Raw genomic sequence first — 19,288 nt, forward strand, 5'->3', positions numbered from 1 at the left:
GATGAAATCCAAAATCTAAAATCCAAAATCTAAAATCTTTAAGAGGTGAAATAAATATGAAATTAGATCCGGTGGGTATTTGTGCGATCGCTGTTAATTTTCCTAGTATAGTTCGCACGAATGATTACTACAGAGAGAATTACCCGGAATTGATTGCTGAGGCTGAGAAAAAAACTTTGTCTAGAGTGTTTTCAATGACTGATTCTACTTTTAGTAATGAGTTTGAGCGCGAGATGACACCTTATTTGTCCGATCCTTTTCGCGGTACTGTTGAGAGACGAGTGCTTGGTGCTGATGAAACGTCGCTGACTCTATCTTATAAGGCGGCTCGGGATGCTCTCAGTGCAGCAAAGCTATCTCCTAAAGAGATTGATTTAATGCTGGTTGCTACAATCTTTCCCGAGCACATTGTACCGGGTAATGCTGCTTTTCTTGCCGATAAACTGGGATTACAGGGTGCTGCTTGGAATATTGATTCTACTTGCTCAAATGCTATAGTTGCACTTCAGAGTGCTTGTGCGTTAGTACGGGCGGGAGAGTATCGCAATGTATTAGTTGTTATCTGTACGAACTACTCATATTTTACTGATGAAAATGATACCCTCTCGTTTTTATCAGGTGATGGAGCAGGAGCGTTTGTTGTTAGTTCACTCAAGCCTAACCAGGGAGTTCTTGGTACAAAGATTATTAACACTGCTTCGACTTGTGGGACTTTCTTTAATGAATTGACAACAGATGCTCAAGGAAAACCACGGATGTTTATTCGAGCAGGTAAAGGTGCAGGAAAAGTGTTGGGTGATACGGCTGTTCAACTTCTCCAGCAATGTTGTTTCGGAGCTTTAGACGCTGCTGGCGTGACCATTGATGAGATTAACTTTTTTGCATTCAACACACCGACTGCTTGGTATGCAAAACTCTGCACCCACGCACTTGGGGTGGATTTCCAACGCACAATTGACCTTCACGATCGCTATGCCAATATTGGGCCAATGTTTCCTCTTGCAAATCTCTACCATGCAGCAGAATCAGGCAAGATTCGAGAAAACGATTTAGTTTTAGTTTACACCATTGGTTCAGTCTCTAATGCTGGTGCTAGTGTCATGCGCTGGGGTGATGTTGCTTTGGGACCGTTTACACCAGGTGACAGATAGCGAGATGACAGAAAGTCTAGGTAAGAGTTTTTCAATCCAAAATCTAAAATCCAAAATCTAAAATCCGATCGCGAGGAGTTCTTTTATGAAGATGACTGAAGAAATGGCAAAAGTGCTACCTAATTCAAGCTCTCTGCTCAACAATTCTACTTTTGTTCAAGCTTTTTTAGCTATAGCGGCAGATCCGAACGATCCCGAACTGGCATGGTACTTTAAGCTAGAAGAGGTCATGAGGCATCTTGACGAAGTACAAGCTTCTGACCACATTGAGCAGTTGCGACTTGACCCAGACATGGCAGAGATGATTTCACAACGTTATTTCGGACCTCAACTTAAATTAGAAGACCTTAAAAAAGATTGCGCTCCAGGGACTTTGGGTAATGCTTACTACTATCATATGACCAACAACGGTATTCCCGCCTATGACTATACTGCTTTTGAGTCGCCTGATGACGTGAGCTATGTAAAGCTACGTAAAATGCAAACCCATGACATCTGGCACGTGCTGACTGGTTATAATACCAATGCTTTAGGAGAATTAGCGCTTCAAGGTTTTTGTCACGGTCAAGGACCAACGGTCTACCAAACATTATTAATGACAGCGCTGGTTCTACATTTTGCTACTGTTCAAACAACACAGTTGGGTCTAGCTTTGGAAGCACTTTTTGAAGGCTGGCAACGCGGACGTGCGGCTCATCCTCTTTGGGCTGTTCGTTGGGAAGAGATGTGGGATCGTCCGCTAGCAGATATTCAAGCAGAGTATAATATACTACCTGGTCACGTGTTAGTTAGCGATCGCTTATCCACTGATACAACTTTCAACCTTAGAGTATAACAAATTTTATCTTGTGGGATGGGTATCTGACATCTTACACCTTCTCAATAAGACTTTGGTGAGCAGTGACCACCTAGCCCTGTCAAGGTGATGTTTGAAAAACAAGTATTCTCTTCGCGCTCTTTGCGTCTTCGCGGTTCAAAAACATTTTTTAACCGCAAAGACGCAAAGGACACAAAGGAAAAATACCGAGAATTGAGCAGAATTTGCCTAGTTTTTTAATCCACCTTGACAGGGCTAGCACTGCCCACCCTACGAAATAATACTCTTTTTAGGCTACCACTCTCTCGTTCTTAGTTAGACGCTGGGAACGAGGTCAAAGCAAGTAAAAAACAACATGGGAGATGTTTAGAATGAAATCGCAACGAGTGACTGTCATTGGTGGAGGTGGTAAAATGGGTCGTTTCTTCACGCAGTGGCTAACCGCATTAGGACACCATATTAGTATTCTGGAACAGAATGACTGGGAACGCGCTGAGCATTTACTAGCTGATGCAGATTTAGTCTTAATTTGTGTTCCCATTGAATGCTCGCTAGAGGTTATTCGTAAAGTGACTCAGTACCTTTCTCCAACTACCGCCTTAGCAGACATCACAAGTATTAAAGCTCCTGCAGTTAGAGCTATGTTGAAACACCACACCGGACCTGTTATGGGTTTACATCCAATGTTTGGTCCAAGTATTCAATCTTTGGTGTCTCAAATAGTGGTAGTTTGTCCGGGTCGTGGAGATGAATCTTTCCAATGGTTGTTGAATCTTATTGAAGGTGAAGGTGGCAAAGTGATGTTTTCTACACCTGAAGAACACGACCAAATGATGGTTGTTATTCAAGCGATTCGGCACTTTGCAACTCTCAGTTTTGGTATTTTCTTATCAGAAGAAAAGATCGATATCCGCCGGAGTTTGGATTTTTCTAGCCCTGTCTACCGTCAACAAATTGATATAGTCAATCGATTACTCACACAATCTGCATCTTTAGTAGTAGATATTATGCTAGCTACGCAAGAACGTCGTGAAGCGATCGTTAGACTAGCAAACACTTACAGCAGATTGGCTCAATTGGTGATGCAAGGCGATCGCGAAGCTCTCCTTCTTGAGTTGAAAGCAGTGAATAGCTTTTTTGCTGAAGAGATTGCTTGTAACTTCAGAGAAAGTACTTGTTTTATTAACAATCTTATCCCGTTGAAGGAATCTTTAATTAAGAACCGCAGAGTCGCAGAGAACACAGAGGGTATATTTCATGAATACAGTTTATAAACGCTCTCGCGCTCGATCGCAATGGGTATTGTCAGTCACAACGATTCTGATTTTAATAGGTACGGTCAGTTTGGGTGCGATCGGTTGGTCTCGGCGACAGACTACCTCCAAACCGAATCTAACTCACTTAACAGTATCAGTCCAAACTAAAGCACTAACTATTCGAGTCGAAGCAAGCGGAAGGGTACAGCCCATCAAAACTGTTAATATCGGCTCAGAGGTTTCTGGAAGATTGGTAGCTCGTTATGTAGATCGAGGCGATCGGGTAAAAGCCGGTCAGATTTTAGCCCGTATGCGAACTGCTGAAAAAGAAGCAACACTAGCTCAGTCAAAAGGTCAATTGGCTGAAGCTGAAGCGGAGTATAATAAAGTTCGTAACGGTAACCGCAAGGAAGAAATTAGCCGAGCTAAAGCTCAAGTAGCATCAGCCCAAGCACAACTTAACTTCAGTACAAAGAAGCTAGAGCGGTATCGTTGGTTAGCACGAGAGGGCGCGATCTCCCAAATGAACTTGGATGAATTTATCAAAGAAGAGCAGAGTGCTCGTGCTAGTTTGCAAGAAGCTCTACAACGATTACAAGAACTCACTAGTGGCTCCCGTCCAGAAGACATTCAACAAGCAGCCGCGAAAGTGACAGCAGCTCGTGCCAAGATTAAGGAGATTCAAGCTCAATTAGATGCATCTGTGATTCGAGCGCCTTTTGATGGTATCGTGACTCAAATATACGCTGATGTTGGAGCAATTGTGACCCCTAACGCGATCTCCTCAACAACCACCTCAGCAACGTCAAGCTCGATTTTAGAACTTGCTTCAGGTTTAGAGGTTTTAGTAGATGTACCAGAAGCGAATATCTCTCAGATTAAAGTTGGACAAAAAGTCAAACTTATCGCCGATTCTTATCCAAACCGCACCTTTGAAGGTCGATTGCTCAAAATTGCTCCAAAAGCAGAAGTGGAAGATAACGTAACCACATTTCAGGTACGCGTACAACTTGTGACCGGACAATCATACTTGCGTTCTGGGATGAATGTTGATGCCATTTTCATCAGCCAATCTACACCGAATGCTCTGATGGTACCAACAGTAGCAATTACGACTCGCGACAACCACATGGGCGTGTTAGTAGCCGATCGACAAGGGGAAACAAGATTCCAACCTATCAAAGTCGGTGTCACTCAGGATGGTCAAACACAAATCATCAAAGGGTTAAAACAAGGAGAGCGAGTTTTTGTTGACTTCCCAGAGGGTAAAACTCCTCAAACTTCAGTTAACTAATGAGGCTCGTCATTAGTCATTTGTCATTCGTCATTGGTAAAAATTCTAGGTGTATTGACAATTTGTAATATAGTTTGGTTTATTTGCGCTTAGCTACTTAGCTTAAATCAAATCTAGACATGACTTTTTCAATCCAAAATCCAAAATTTAAAATCCAAAATGGTATTGACTTCTTCAATCCAAAATCCAAAATCCAAAATCCAAAATCCAAAATCCAAAATCCAGAATGATGAGTATAGACTTTGCAGAAAACCTGAATATGGCAGTGCGAACGTTAAGCGCTAACAAATTGCGTAGCAGCCTAACGATGCTAGGAATGATTATTGGTAACGCGTCAGTCATTGCCATCATTTCAGTAGGACAAGGAGCACAGCAATTTGTCAGTCAACAGTTTGAATCCCTGGGAAGTAATATGCTGTTTGTGATTCCAGGTGTTGCTCAAGATGGTCCCTTATCATCAGCCGCGTCTTCCAAAAGTTTAGTTCTAGCAGATGCTATTGCGATCGCTCGCGAAGTTCCGGCGGTGGCTGGTGTCGCTCCAGAAACAACCGAGAACTTTCGAGTCACTTGGACAGATCGGGACACTCAAGTGAATGTCACTGGGACAACTCCCCAGTACCCTAATGTCCGAAATGCTAACGTTTCCATAGGTCGCTTTTTCAGCGATTTAGAGTTAGACCAAAATCATCGAGTGGCTGTCCTCGGTGGCGAAACTGCTCGTTCGCTATTTGGTACCTTAGATCCTCTTGGCAAAAAAATTCGCATTCGCAACCTGAGCTTTCGCACGATTGGTGTGATGGCAAAAAAGGGAGCTGCAATGGGAGCCAATCAGGATGAAGTGGTTTTTATACCAATTTCAGTTATGGTAAACCAACTGACAGGGCAAGAAAATTCTCGCACAAGTCCAACTGTACAATCTATCGCTGTCTCAGCTCGAAATTCAAAAAGCATGAGTGCTGCTCAGTATCAAATTACCAATTTGTTACGCTTGCGCCATAACATTAAAGGCGAAAATGACTTTACAGTACGCAGTCAGCAAGATTTGTTAAAGACTGTTAATAGTATTACAGGGATGTTGGTGATTCTCCTTGCAGCAACAGCAGGAATTTCCCTGTTAGTCGGAGGTATAGGCATTATGAACATTATGTTGGTGTCTGTCACCGAGCGAACCCATGAGATTGGCTTGCGTAAAGCTATCGGAGCAACCAGTACTGATGTTCTGATTCAGTTCGCGGTTGAAGCTGTCATTCTCTCTTTGGTTGGCGGGAGTTTCGGAATTTTATTAGGATTGGTTGGCACAGTCATTTTAGCGACCTTAACTCCTTTAGAAGCGGTCATTAGTCCCATCGCCATCATTCTAGCAGTTGGTGTATCTGGAGTCATTGGTTTGGGATTTGGTGTAGTTCCTGCTCGCAATGCTGCTCGTCTTGAGCCGATTGTAGCGTTAAGGAGTTAAGGATAATGTCAGCGTTTGAGTTATCAACAACGACTGAAATCATCCGTTTGGAGCACATCGAAAAACGTTATGGTGATGGCGAATTAGAAGTCTTGGTTCTTCAAAACGTTAATCTGACTATTTATAAAGGAGAGTATTGTGCCATCATGGGTCCCTCAGGTTCGGGTAAATCCACCACTATGCATATCATTGGGTGTTTGGATCGACCGAGTCGTGGATACTATTATCTGGCAGGAGAGGCAATATCTCAAATTAATGACGATGAGTTAGCTTATATTCGGAACCGCAAAATCGGTTTTGTTTTCCAGCAGTTTCACTTATTACCTCAATTAAGCGCTCTGGAAAATGTAATGCTACCGATGACTTATGCTGGTATTTCTCGTAATGAGCGCCGAGAGAGATCTGCATTTGCTTTAAGCCGTGTTGGGCTAGAGCAACGAATGCACAATCGTCCCAATCAACTTTCTGGAGGTCAGCAGCAAAGGGTTGCGATCGCCCGCGCTATTGTCAACCAACCTATTTTGCTCCTAGCAGATGAACCCACTGGGGCGCTAGATTCCCGCACTAGCCGAGAAATTTTAGAAATTTTCCAGAATTTAAACGATGAAGGGATGACCATTGTGATGGTTACTCATGACCCTAGCATCGCCCGATTGTGTCAACGCATTATTTGGTTTCAAGATGGCAAAATTACTGATGCCAATCGGACTTTAACAGAGTTTGAAGAATGGCGATCGCCCCACTATCTTTGAATTTTAAGGAGAATAATCATGAACTTACCAAGTGGTCCCAAAACTTCTCAATGGTTACAGCAAGTGCAATGGGTAACCGATCCAATAGGTTATATGGAAACTGCACAAAAATGTTATGGCGATATTTTTACTACATCTGTTATTATTCCCAAACCTGTTGTCCTGATTAGCAATCCACAAGCACTCAAACAAGTATTGAACGATACTAAATATTTTACAGCCCCTGGTGAGTTAAGCGAAGCCATACTCCCGTTGTTTGGAAATTCCTCCGTGCTCATTCTCAATGGTGAGAAACATATGCGTCAACGCAGACTTTTAATGCCTCCATTTCACGGTGCGAGGATGCAAGCCTACGGACAGTTAATCTGTAATATTGCCGAGCAAGCCATGAAACAACAGGTTACGGGTAAAACTTTTTCTATCCGCTCTGTTATGCAAGACATTTCTTTACAAGTTATTATAGAAGCTGTTTTTGGTTTGCATGACAAAGAACGTGGAGAGCGATTTCGACAAGTCATACTTTCCCTGTTTAGTGATTTTCGAGCACCCTTAGCTGCTATCGCCTTGGTTTTCCCCTCCATGCAACAAGATTTAGGTTGGTGGAGTCCGTGGAGACAGTTTCGTCGTGTCCGTCAAAAAATTGATGAACTGCTTTATGCTGAAATCAACGAACGTCGTCAGCATCCAGATCCAGAGCGCAAAGATATTCTGAGCTTACTGATATCAGCTCGCGATGAAGATGGTCAAGCAATGACAGACGAAGAGTTATGCGATCAATTGACAACTTTGTTATTTGCCGGTCATGATACCACAGCAACTGCAATAGCTTGGGCATTTTACGAGATTCATAAACATCCCGAAATTCGTGACAAACTGATCCAAGAATTGAATAGTCTTGATGATTCACAAGACGCAATGAGCATTTTCCGATTACCCTATTTAACTGCTGTCTGCAATGAAACTTTACGAATGTACCCGGTGAATATGTTAACGACAGGAAGGATGGTTAAATCACCAGTAAATCTCATGGGTTATGAGTTGAACCCAGGGACTGTGTTATTTGGTTCTATTTACCTGACGCATCATCGCGAGGATATTTATCCAGATCCCAAACAATTTAAGCCAGAGCGTTTTTTAGAAAAGCAGTTCTCTCCCCATGAATTTTTGCCTTTTGGTAGTGGAACTCGACGCTGTATTGGTGAAGCTTTAGCACAAATGGAAATGAAGTTAGTGTTAGCAACTGTCTTGTCTCGCTATCATCTTGTACTAGCTAACGAGCAACCAGAGCAACCTCAGCGTCGAGGGATAACTCTAGCTCCTGGTAATGGGGTGAAAATGGTGATTCAGAGCGAGAGATGTCAAGAACAACTTCTTGCAACTACTGTTCGATAAGCGTCTAGGAAGAAACGTATAACATATAAAAGAGGTTCACAATGAAATTACCTAATAGTCCGAAAACTCCCCATTTCTTACAACAATTTCAATGGTTTACTAATCCTGTTGGTTATGTGGAAGCTGCACAGAAGAGTTATGGCGATATTTTTACGACATCAGTAGTACTTCCTAGACCGATTGTACTTGTTAGTCACCCAGAAGCACTTAAACAAGTGTTAAATGATACACATAACTTGACTGCTCCTGGTGAGTTAAGTGAAGCTATACGTCCATTATTCGGGAATGACTCAGTAGTTATTCTGGATGGTGAGAAACATATGCGTCAGCGCAAACTCTTAATGCCTCCATTTCATGGTGCAAGAATGCGAAGTTACGGACAGTTAATCTGTGATATTACTGAGAACGTAATGAAGCAACAAATTGCGGGCAAAACTTTTTCAATTCGCTCTGCTATGCAAGATATCTCTTTACAAGTCATCATAGAGGCTGTTTTTGGATTCCGTGACAAAGAGCGTGGAGAGCAATTTCGACAACTGTTTCTTTCTTTATTTAGCGATTTTCGAGCACCTTTAGCTGCGATCGCTTTCGTTGTTCCTTTCTTACAACGCGATTTAGGATGGTGGAGTCCATGGAGACATTTGCTTCGTGTCCGTCAGAAAATTGACGAACTGTTTGACGCTGAAATAGAAGAGCGCCGCAAGTACCCAGATAGCGATCGCGTAGATGTTCTAAACCTACTGATATCAGCCCGTGATGAAGACGATCGACCAATGACCAACCAGGAGTTGAGCGATCAGTTGACAACTCTTTTATTTACTGGTCAAGATAATACAGCAACTGCAATAGCATGGGCATTGTACTGGATTCACAAACAACCCGGAGTGCGCGACAAACTTCTCCAAGAATTGGATAGTCTTGGTGAAACAAAAGATCCCATGAGTGTTTTTAGATTGCCCTATTTGACTGCTGTTTGCAACGAAACTTTACGGATGTATCCTGTTACAATGTTAACCAGTGGAAGGATGGTAAAATTACCAGTCAATATCATGGGTCATCAACTTGAGCCAGGGACACCACTGTTTGGTTGTATTTATCTAACTCATCATCGCGAAGATATTTATCCAGATCCCAAACAATTTAAGCCAGAGCGCTTTTTGGAAAAACAATTCTCTCCCTATGAATTTTTACCCTTTGGTGGTGGAGTCCGGCGTTGTATCGGTGAAGCGCTAGCACAGATGGAAATGAAGTTAGTATTAGCGACAATCTTATCACGCTACCAACTTGTACTAGCTGATAAGCAACCAGAAAAACCTCAAAGTCGAGGATTAACCCTTGTCCCTGCAAATGGGGTAAGGATGGTAATTCAAGGTCAGCGTGGACATTAAGATCAAATTCTGACCACCGCTGTTTGACAAGCAAACCCAACCAAACGGGTGCTTGTTTAAACCAAGCGATCGCACTAATATCATGTTCGGTTAAACGTTTATAATTTTTGTAGGTTGGGTTGAGGAACGAAACCCAACATGAGTGCAGAGTTTGTTGGGTTTCGCACGCGCCTCAACCCAACGAGGGTTGATAAATTTTATGATAAGTCATCACCCGAATTTGATATAATATACAAGCGATTTAATTCCAGAAAACAAAAACATTTCTCTTATTTTTAAATGAAGTTATAAGTGAGCGATTACGGCTATACTGCCGAATCGCTCTCAAATTCTTACTCCACTTCATCTAAATCTATGCCCAACTGACGCAAGCGTTCTGTTAATTTTTCTGCTCTTCTTTTTGCTTCATCTGCTTCTTGTTGGGCTTGTTGTATTTCTTGTTTGGCTTGTTGTATTTCTTGTTTGGCTTGTTGTGTTTCTTGTTTAGCTTGTTGTGTTTCTTGTTTAGCTTGTTGTGTTTCTTGTTTAGCTTGTTGTGCTTCTTGTTTAGCAGCAATTGCTTCTTCGGAAGGATGGGGGATTAATTCACCATTCAAAGTCAGCCATCGCAACCATAATCGTGATATCCCGCGAAATGACCCCTCCCACAATCCCAAACTTAAACCGATCTCTGGTATCAGCAAGCGTCCATCCGTCAAATTCATCGCTTGATACTCACCATCTACCAAGCGAAATCCTTGTAGTTTATTCGTATAACGACTAAAGATTACATAATAAGGAACCTGTAAAATCTTCTCATACACGAACCACTTGGTAGGAGGTTCATCTGGCTCACTTTCAGTTTCTCCCAAATCTTCGTGTTCCGTACCGGGAGATAACAACTCAACTACAACAGTGGGATTGACTTTTTCTTGCCAAGTCACATAACTTAAACGTAAATCTTGCCCTTGGTATAACCTTTGAACTCCCACGACACCAAACCAATCGGAACGTTTATACCACAGAGTATGCTCCACATCGTAGTAGAGATTCAGGTCAATCGCACTGTAAACTAGTTCTGGGTTCCAACCAGGTGGTAGAAAAGTTAGCATTAGTAGCAATGGCTGAAAGAAGTGAAATTCGTCTGGCAAACCGGGTTCCTCGGGATTGTCACTTGGTAGATCGTACATTGTCGGTAGTGTTTCGTCTACAGGAATTGGCAGTTGAGATTGAGGAGTCAAGTGAGTTGGAAATGTCATATTGTCGTCCTAATATCATGTTCGGTTAAACGTTTATAATTTTTGTAGGTTGGGTTGAGGAACGAAACCCAACATGAATGCAGAGTTTGTTGGGTTTCGCACGCGCCTCAACCCAACGAGAGTTGATAAATTTTATGATAAGTCATCACCCGAATTTGATATAATATACAAGCGATTTAATTCCAGAAAAGAAAAACATTTCTCTTATTTTTAAATGAAGTTATAAGTGAGCGATTACGAATATATTGCCGAATCGCTCTCAAATTCTTACTCCACTTTATCTAAATCTATGCCCAACTGACGCAAGCGTTCTGTTAATTTTTCTGCTCTTCTTTTTGCTTCATCTGCTTCTTGTTTAGCTTGTTGTGTTTCTTGTTTAGCTTGTTGTGTTTCTTGTTTAGCTTGTTGTGCTTCTTGTTTAGCAGCAATTGCTTCTTCGGAAGGATGGGGGATTAATTCACCATTCAAAGTCAGCCATCGCAACCATAATCGTGGTATCCCGCGAAATGACCCCTCCCACAATCCCAAACTTAAACCCAGCTCTGGTATCAGCAAGCGTCCATCCGTCAAATTCATGACTTGATACTCACCATCTACCAAGCGAAATCCTTGTAGTTTATTCGTATAACGACTAAAGATTACATAATAAGGAACCTGTAAAATCTTCTCATACACGAACCACTTGGTAGGAGGTTCATCTGGCTCACTTTCAGTTTCTCCCAAATCTTCGTCTTCCGTACCGGGAGATAACAACTCAACTACAACAGTGGGATTGACTTTTTCTTGCCAAGTCACATAACTTAAACGTAAATCTTGCCCTTGATATAACCTTTGAACTCCCACCACACCAAACCAATCGGGACGTTTATACCACAGAGTATGCTCCACATCGTAGTAGAGATTCAGGTCAATCGCACTGTAAACTAGTTCTGGGTTCCAACCATCTGGTAGAAAAGTTAACATTAATAGCAATGGCTGAAATAAGTGAAATTCGTCTGGCAAACCGGGTTCCTCTGGATTGTCACTTGGTAGATCGTACATTGTCGGTAGTGTTTCGTCTACAGGAACTGGCAGTTGAGATTGAGGAATAAAGCGAGTTGGAGATGTCATGATGTAATCAGAGCGCTACTAGTCAAGAAAACCTTCTGCTCGCTATGTAGAGCAGATACGTTCATTATGACTAATAGTTTGCCTAACAACACTTTTTACTGCTTTACAAACCGATTTCAGCGAATCGCACTAGCCCTTATGCTCTGCTTATCGCGCCAAGGGTAGTCCTTGTCAGATGAAAGAGCATTGATGTCGTTCTTAGTTTGTGGCAATTGTGTGAGACTTTTAAGTTCTTAATAATTATTTAGGGCTTGCTGAAAAAGAAAAAAAGGAGACAGTCTCTAAATTCTCAGACTATAGAAGTATATTCAGGTGCAAGAGAGGAGGGTAGAATAGCCAAAAATGCTTGCATCACTGCGATCGGCAGCATCAAGTATGCTGTTAGTAACCATGTACCGAAAACAGGGACAAACTTCAATCCCAACTGAAAACTTTGAACTCCCGTTCGAGGGCAAGTTATCAGAAGATAATCGTTGGGTAATGATGGCTGCTTTCATTCCTTGGACAGAATTTGAAGAAGAATATTCTTCATTTTTCTCAGTAGAGATGGGAGCACCTGCCAAATCTTTTCGGATGGCATTAGGGGCATTAATAATCAAAGAAAAGTTGGGGATAAGCGATAGAGAAACAGTAGAGCAAATTAAAGAAAATCCTTATCTACAGTACTTTATAGGAATGTCATATTATAGTAATGAAGCTCCATTTGATGCATCAATGTTGGTACATTTTCGGGAAAGAATTAGTGTGGAGCTTGTTAACAAAGTGAATCAAGAAATGGTGAAGAAGATGCTAGAAGCAACATCTTCTAAACTATCTGAAAAAAAAACAGAATCACCAGAAGAAGAAGGTGAGACACCCAAAAATCGGGGAAAATTAATAATAGATGCAACTTGTGCTCCGGGTGATATCAGCTATCCGACAGATTTAGAGCTACTCAATCAAGCAAGAAAACAGACAGAGAAAATTATAGACTTACTTTACGAACAGACTTTGGGTCAATTAGAGAAAAAACCAAGAACCTATAGAGAGAGGGCTAGAAAGGATTATCTAGCAGTCGCTAAAAAACGTCGCGTTTCCCAAAAAGACAGGAGAAAAGCAATTAGAAAACAACTTCAATATATCAAAAGAAACTTATCTCATATTGAACAGCTAATTATTTCAGGAGCCTCTCTGGAAGATTTAAGTCACAGACAATATAAGATGTTGCTTGTAGTTGCAGAAGTCTACCGTCAACAACTCTGGTTGTATGAAAATAAAAAACAGAGTATTGACGACCGCATTGTCAGTTTAACCCAACCACATATCCGTCCAATTGTCCGAGGGAAAGCTGGTAAATCGGTAGAATTTGGGGCAAAATTGTCTGCTAGTTGCTTTGAAGGATATATATTTTTAGACCATATAAGTTGGGATAATTTTAATGAATCAGGAGACTTAAAAGCTCAAGTAGAAGCCTTTAAAAATTACACAGGGTACTATCCAGAATCTGTTCATGTTGATAAAATTTATCGCACAAGAGAGAACCGAGCTTGGTGTAAAGAAAGAGGTATTATAATGAGCGGACCTCCTTTAGGAAGACCCCCAGCTAATGTTAGTAAAGAAAAAAAGAAACAAGATTTAGAATCTGAGAGAATTCGTAATTGTATTGAGGGAAAATTTGGACAGGGGAAAAGAAGATTTAGCCTCAATCGCGTGATGACGAAACTTGCTCATACTTCTGAAACTGCAATTGCTATTACTTTTTTAGTGATGAATCTTTCTACTCAGCTCTCGCGGCTATTTTATGCTTTTTTATGTCTATTTTTTAAAACTACACCTTTTTCCCCATTTACTATTATTGAAAATAATCAGTCCTTAAATCATAGATAGCATCTGCTTATATTAGACCCTTGTTGAGTAACTAATCAATTCTTATCTTGCTGTTTTCTGACTTTTTCAGCAAGCCCTATTTACAATAGCGTTGTTGTCAGGTGCAATGAGATTAACAGCACCTGCAACGCCTAAGTCAGAACTGGCTGTAATATCACTTTTCTCAGTTCGCCTTGGACGTGACTCGATTCCAAAGATACCTTGAGAATTTATTTGGACGTTACCACCTCTACCTTGAAAAGCATTAGCGGTGATATTGCTATCTTCTTCTGGAATAGCGATGATATACTTCGAGTTGATGCTGATGTTACCGCCATCACCACCCAGCCGTGCAGTTCCTGCAGTCGTAGAGATTTGACTTCCACGGCGTAGAAGCAGTAAGTCTCTGACTTGTAGTGTGATATTGCCGCCGTTACCTGATGCAGATTCAGCAATGAACGTCGCGCTATTGTCTAAACGAATTTGGGGTGCGGTAACTTCAATGTCGCCTGCTGCTCCTGAACTTAGAGAACGAACAAACAAGCCACTGACAGCTTCAGGATTTGCGATCGCACTGAAGCCAGAAACATTGACATAATCTGTGGCGTTGATTTGAATTTTTCCTGCATCTCCTTTTCCAGAGGTACTGGCAGTTAGTTGAGCGCCATCAGTTAAAGAAACTGAGCCAGATGTAATGTTAATGTTTCCCCCTTTACCAATTGCCCCACTTCCCAAGGTGCTGACAATACCACTAGCTCCATTCTTCCTCCCAGCAATCGTCACCGCGCCTGTGACATTCACGTTGACATTCCCCGCCTGACCTTGTCCGGCACTCTGATTGAAAGATGCTTGACGAACAAAGGTTCCTAGTTCAGCACCATCTTTGAGGGATAGTGTTGCAGCACTGATGTTGATGTCGCCACCTTTGCCCACACCTTGTGATTCCACACTGGTGAAGATGTAACTGTTACTAGCAGCAGACACAGAATCCTTTGCTTGCACCAACACACTGCCTGCATCCCCTTTTCCAGAGGTGCTGGCACTCAATTGAGCATCATCAGTTAAAGAAACTGAGCCAGATGTGACATTAATGTTTCCCCCTTTACCAATCGCCCCACTTCCCAAATAGCTGAAAATACCACTAGCTCCATTGTTCTCCCCAGCAATCGTCACCGCTCCTGTGACATTGACGTTGACATTCCCCGCCTGACCTTGTCCGGCAATCCGGTTGAAAGATGCTTCACGAACACTGGTTGACAGTTGAGCGCCATCCTTGAGGGACAGTGTTGCCGCACTAATGTTGACGTCGCCACCTTTGCCCACACCTTGTGATTCCACATTGCTGAAGATATAACTGTTACCAGCAACAGACACAGAATCCTTTGCTTGCACCAACACACTGCCTGCATCCCCTTTTCCAAAGGTGCTGGCAATTAGTCGAGCACCATCAGTTAAAGAAACTGAGCCAGATGTGACATTAATGTTTCCTCCTTGACCAATCGCCCCACTTCCCAAGGTGCTGAAAATACCACTGCGATCCCCATTCTTAACCCCAGCAATCGTCACCGCTCCTGTGACATTGACGTTGACATTCCCCGCTTGACCTTGTCCGGCACTTTGGTTGGAAGATGCCCCACTAACCCTGGTTGACAGTTGAGCGTCATTCTTGAGGAACAGTGTTGCTCCATTGATGTTGATGTCGCCACCTTTACCCACACCCTGTGATGCCACATTGCTGAAGATGTTACTGTCAGCAACAAACACAGAATCCTTTGCTTGCACCGATATACTACCTGCATCCCCTTGTCCAGAGGTACTGGCAATTAGTACAGCGCCATCAGTTAAGGAAACTGAGCCAGATGTGAGATTAATGTTTCCCCCTTTACCAATCGCCCCACTTCCCAAAAAGGTAGAAATACCACTAGGGAGTCTTTCCTTCACTCCAGCAATCGTCACCGCGCCTGTGACATTGACGTTGACATTCCCTGCCTGACCTTGTTTGGGTGACGGGTTGGAAGATGCTCCAAGAACACTGGTTGACAGTTGAGCGCCATCCTTGAGGGACAGTGTTGCCCCATTGATGTTGATGTCGCCACCTTTGCCCACACCCTGTGATGCCACATTGCTGAAGATGTTACTGTCAGCAGCAGACACAGAATCCTTTGCTTGCACCAACACACTGCCTGCATCCCCTTTTCCAGAAGTGATGGTACTCAAATAAGCACCATCAGTTAAAGAAACTGAGCCAGATGTGACATTAATGTTTCCCCCTTTACCAATCGCCCCACTTCCCAAATTGCTGAAAATACCACTAGCTCCATTCTTCCTCCCAGCAATCGTCACCACTCCTGTGACATTGACGTTGACATTCCCCGCCTGACCTTGTCCGGCACTCTGGTTGGAAGATGCTCCACGAACACTGGTTGACACTTGAGCACCATCGTTGAGGGACAGTGTTGCTGCACTAATATTCACGTCGCCACCTTTGCCCACTGCTCCATTTCCCACATTGCTAAAGATGTAACTGTTATTAACGACAGAAACAGAATCCTTTGCTTGCACCGATATACTACCTGCATCCCCTTTTCCAGAAGTGCTGGCAGTTAGTCGAGCGCCATCAGTTAAGGAAACTGAGCCAGATGTGACATTAATGTTTCCCCCTTTACCACTTGCCCCACTTCCCAAATCGCTGGAAATACCACTAGGGAGTCCGTCTTTAACCCCAGCAATCGTCACCGATCCTGTGACATTCACGTTGACATTTCCCGCCTGAGCTTGTCTGAGTGACGGGTTGGAAGATGATCCAAGAACACTGGTTGACAGTTGAGCGCCACCCTTAAGGAATAGTGTTGCCGCACTGATGTTGATATCGCCACCTTTGCCCACAGCCTGCGATCCCACATTGCTGAAGATGGTACTGTCAGCGACAAACACAGAATCCTTTGCTTGCACCAACACACTGCCTGCATCCCCTTGTCCAGAGGTGCTGGCATTTAGTCGAGCGCCATCAGTTAAGGAAACTGAGCCAGATGTCACATTAATGTTTCCCCCTTTACCAATCGCCCCACTTCCCAAATAGCTGAAAATACCACTAGCTCTGTTCTTCCCTCCAGCAATCGTCACCGCGCCTGTGACATTCACGTTGGCATTCCCCGCCTGACCTTGTCCGGCACTCTGGTTGGAAGATGCTTCACGAACAAAGGTTCCTAGTTGAGCGCCATCCTTAAGGGACAGTGTTGCTCCATTGATGTTGACATCGCCACCTTTGCCTACTGCTCCATTTCCCACAATGCTAAAGATGATACTGTTACCACCAACAGATACAGAATCCTTTGCTTGCACCAATATACTGCCTGCATCTCCTTGCCCAGAGGTGCTGGCACTCAATTGAGCGCCATCAGTTAAAGAAACTGAGCCGGATGTCACATTAATGTTTCCCCCTTTACCAATTGCCCCACTTCCCAATCTGCTGAAGATATAACTGTTACCAGCAACAGACACAGAATCCTTTGCTTGCACCAACACACTGCCTGCATCCCCTTTTCCAAAGGTGCTGGCACTCAATTGAGCACCATCAGTTAAGGAAACTGAGCCAGATGTCACATTAATGTTTCCCCCTTTACCAATTGCCCCAGTTCCCAAATAGCTGAAAATACCACTAGCTCCATTCTTCCTCCCAGCAATCGTCACCGCTCCTGTGACATTGACGTTGACATTCCCCGCTTGACCTTGTCCGCCAGTCTGGTTGGAAGATGCTCCACGAACAAAGGTTCCTAGTTGAGCGCCATCCTTGAGGGACAGTGTTGCCGCACTGATGTTGACGTCGCCACCTTTGCCCACTGCTCCATTTTCCACAGTGCTGGAGATGGTACTGTCAGCAGCAGACACAGAATCCTTTGCTTGCACCAACACACTACCTGCATCCCCTTGTCCAGAAGTGCTGGCACTCAATCGAGCACCATCAGTTAAGGAAACTGAGTCAGATGTGACATTAATATTTCCCCCTTTACCAATCGCCCCACTTCCCAAAAAGCTGAAAATGCCACTACTGAAACCGTTCTTCCTCCCAGCAATCGTCACCGATCCTGTGACATTGACGTTGACATTTCCTGCCTGAGCTTCTCTGGGTGGTTGGTTAGAAGATGCTGCACGAACACTGGTTGACAGTTGAGCGCCATCCTTAAGGGACAGTGTTGCTGCACGGATGTTGATATCGCCACCTTTGCCCACACCCTGTGATTCCACATCGCTGAAGATGGAACTGTTACCAGCAACAGACACAGAATCCTTTGCTTGCACCAACACACTGCCTGCATCCCCTTTTCCAAAAGTGCTGGCAATTAGTACAGCGCCATCAGTTAAGGAAACTGAGTCAGATGTGACATTAATATTTCCCCCTTTACCAATCGCCCCACTTCCCAAAAAGCTGAAAATACCACTGCTGGAACCGTTCTTCCTCCCAGCAATCGTCACCTCTCCTGTGACATTCACGTTGACATTTCCTGCCTGACCTTGTCCGGCAGTCTGGTTGGAAGATGCTTCACGAACACTGGTTGACAGTTGAGCGCCATTCTTGAGGGACAGTGTTGCCCCATTGATGTTGACGTCGCCACCTTTGCCCACACCCTGTGATTCCACAATGCTGAAAATGATACTGTCAGCAACAGACACAGAATCCTTTGCTTGCACCAATATACTGCCTGCATCCCCTTTTCCAGAGGTGCTGGCAGTTAGTCGAGCACCATCAGTTAAGGAAACTGAGCCACTGGTGACATTAATGTTTCCCGCTTTACCAATCGCCCCAGTTTCCAAGGTGCTGAAAATACCACTAGCTCCATTCTTCCTCCCAGTAATCGTTACCTCTCCTGTGACATTGACGTTGACATTCCCTGCCTGACCTTGTCCGGCAGTCTGGTTGGAAGATGCTTCACGAACAAAGGTTCCTAGTTGAGCGCCATCCTTGAGGGACAGTGTTGCCGCACTGATGTTGACGTCGCCACCTTTGCCCACACCCTGTGATTCCACAGTGCTGAAGATGTAACTGTTACCAGCAACAGACACAGAATCCTTTGCTTGCACCAACACACTGCCTGCATCCCCTTTTCCAAAAGTGCTGGCACTCAATTGAGCACCATCAGTTAAGGAAACTGAGCCACTGGTGACATTAATGTTTCCCGCTTTACCAATCGCCCCAGTTCCCAAGGTGCTGAAAATACCACTAGCTCCATTCTTCCTCCCAGTAATCGTTACCTCTCCTGTGACATTGACGTTGACATTCCCTGCCTGACCTTGTCCGGCAGTCTGGTTGGAAGATGCTTCACGAACAAAGGTTCCTAGTTGAGCGCCATCCTTGAGGGACAGTGTTGCCGCACTGATGTTGACGTCGCCACCTTTGCCCACACCCTGTGATTCCACAGTGCTGAAGATGTAACTGTTACCAGCAACAGACACAGAATCCTTTGCTTGCACCAACACACTGCCTGCATCCCCTTTTCCAAAAGTGCTGGCACTTAATTGAACACCATTAGTTAAGGAAACTGAGCCAGTGGTGAGAATAATGTTACCCCCATTGCCATTTGCGCCTTTATA

The 19,288-nt window shown here is 43.6% G+C and carries 12 protein-coding genes; 9 read left to right on the forward strand and 3 right to left on the reverse strand.

What is annotated here, in order from left to right; translation table 11 throughout:
- Positions 1–56 precede the first annotated feature (56 nt).
- From WA1_RS05510 to WA1_RS05545, 8 genes are all read left to right on the forward strand, one after another.
- Positions 57–1,151: a 3-oxoacyl-ACP synthase III family protein gene (locus WA1_RS05510; protein WP_017743046.1), complete on the forward strand. Its 1,095-nt coding sequence runs from the start codon at positions 57–59 to the stop codon at positions 1,149–1,151.
- An 85-nt stretch (positions 1,152–1,236) separates the two neighbouring features.
- The gene (locus tag WA1_RS05515) at positions 1,237–1,986 is read left to right on the forward strand and encodes a Coq4 family protein (RefSeq protein WP_017743045.1); all 750 of its coding nucleotides are present in this window, start codon (positions 1,237–1,239) and stop codon (positions 1,984–1,986) included.
- Positions 1,987–2,339: 353 nt separating this feature from the next.
- Positions 2,340–3,242 (forward strand): bifunctional chorismate mutase/prephenate dehydrogenase, encoded by a 903-nt coding sequence (gene tyrA / locus WA1_RS05520; RefSeq protein WP_017743044.1) that lies wholly within the window; start codon positions 2,340–2,342, stop codon positions 3,240–3,242.
- On the forward strand, positions 3,226–4,518 hold the full coding sequence (locus tag WA1_RS05525; protein WP_017743043.1) for an efflux RND transporter periplasmic adaptor subunit: 1,293 nt from the start codon (positions 3,226–3,228) through the stop codon (positions 4,516–4,518). Before tyrA ends, WA1_RS05525 begins: the two co-directional genes overlap by 17 nt.
- Positions 4,519–4,753: 235 nt before the next feature.
- Positions 4,754–5,974 carry an ABC transporter permease gene (locus WA1_RS05530; RefSeq protein ID WP_026134602.1) on the forward strand — a complete coding sequence of 407 codons (1,221 nt, stop codon included), beginning with the start codon at positions 4,754–4,756 and terminating at the stop codon, positions 5,972–5,974.
- Between the two features lie 5 nt (positions 5,975–5,979).
- Positions 5,980–6,726 carry an ABC transporter ATP-binding protein gene (locus tag WA1_RS05535; RefSeq protein ID WP_017743040.1) on the forward strand — a complete coding sequence of 249 codons (747 nt, stop codon included), beginning with the start codon at positions 5,980–5,982 and terminating at the stop codon, positions 6,724–6,726.
- 18 nt (positions 6,727–6,744) lie between these two features.
- Positions 6,745–8,118 (forward strand): cytochrome P450, encoded by a 1,374-nt coding sequence (locus tag WA1_RS05540; RefSeq protein ID WP_017743039.1) that lies wholly within the window; start codon positions 6,745–6,747, stop codon positions 8,116–8,118.
- 41 nt (positions 8,119–8,159) lie between these two features.
- Positions 8,160–9,506: a cytochrome P450 gene (locus WA1_RS05545; protein ID WP_017743038.1), complete on the forward strand. Its 1,347-nt coding sequence runs from the start codon at positions 8,160–8,162 to the stop codon at positions 9,504–9,506.
- A 332-nt stretch (positions 9,507–9,838) separates the two neighbouring features.
- Here WA1_RS05545 and WA1_RS05550 read toward each other — a convergent pair whose 3' ends face one another.
- Both WA1_RS05550 and WA1_RS05555 read right to left on the reverse strand, forming a co-directional pair.
- Positions 9,839–10,744: a Uma2 family endonuclease gene (locus WA1_RS05550; RefSeq protein WP_066612744.1), complete on the reverse strand. Its 906-nt coding sequence runs from the start codon at positions 10,742–10,744 to the stop codon at positions 9,839–9,841.
- A 267-nt stretch (positions 10,745–11,011) separates the two neighbouring features.
- Positions 11,012–11,854, reverse strand: a complete 843-nt coding sequence (locus tag WA1_RS05555; protein ID WP_017743036.1) for a Uma2 family endonuclease — start codon at positions 11,852–11,854, stop codon at positions 11,012–11,014.
- 390 nt (positions 11,855–12,244) lie between these two features.
- Between WA1_RS05555 and WA1_RS05560 the strand changes: the two genes are divergently transcribed.
- A complete protein-coding gene (locus WA1_RS05560; RefSeq protein ID WP_026135401.1) occupies positions 12,245–13,720 on the forward strand; it encodes an IS5 family transposase in 1,476 nt (491 codons plus the stop codon).
- 66 nt (positions 13,721–13,786) lie between these two features.
- On the opposite strand, the gene WA1_RS05565 is transcribed toward WA1_RS05560, so the two are convergent.
- The coding region (locus WA1_RS05565; protein ID WP_201789068.1) for a beta strand repeat-containing protein at positions 13,787–19,288 on the reverse strand (5,502 nt) is incomplete at its 5' end.

The organism is Scytonema hofmannii PCC 7110 (genome assembly GCF_000346485.2).
In the GTDB taxonomy this organism is placed as follows: Bacteria; Cyanobacteriota; Cyanobacteriia; order Cyanobacteriales; family Nostocaceae; genus Scytonema; species Scytonema hofmannii.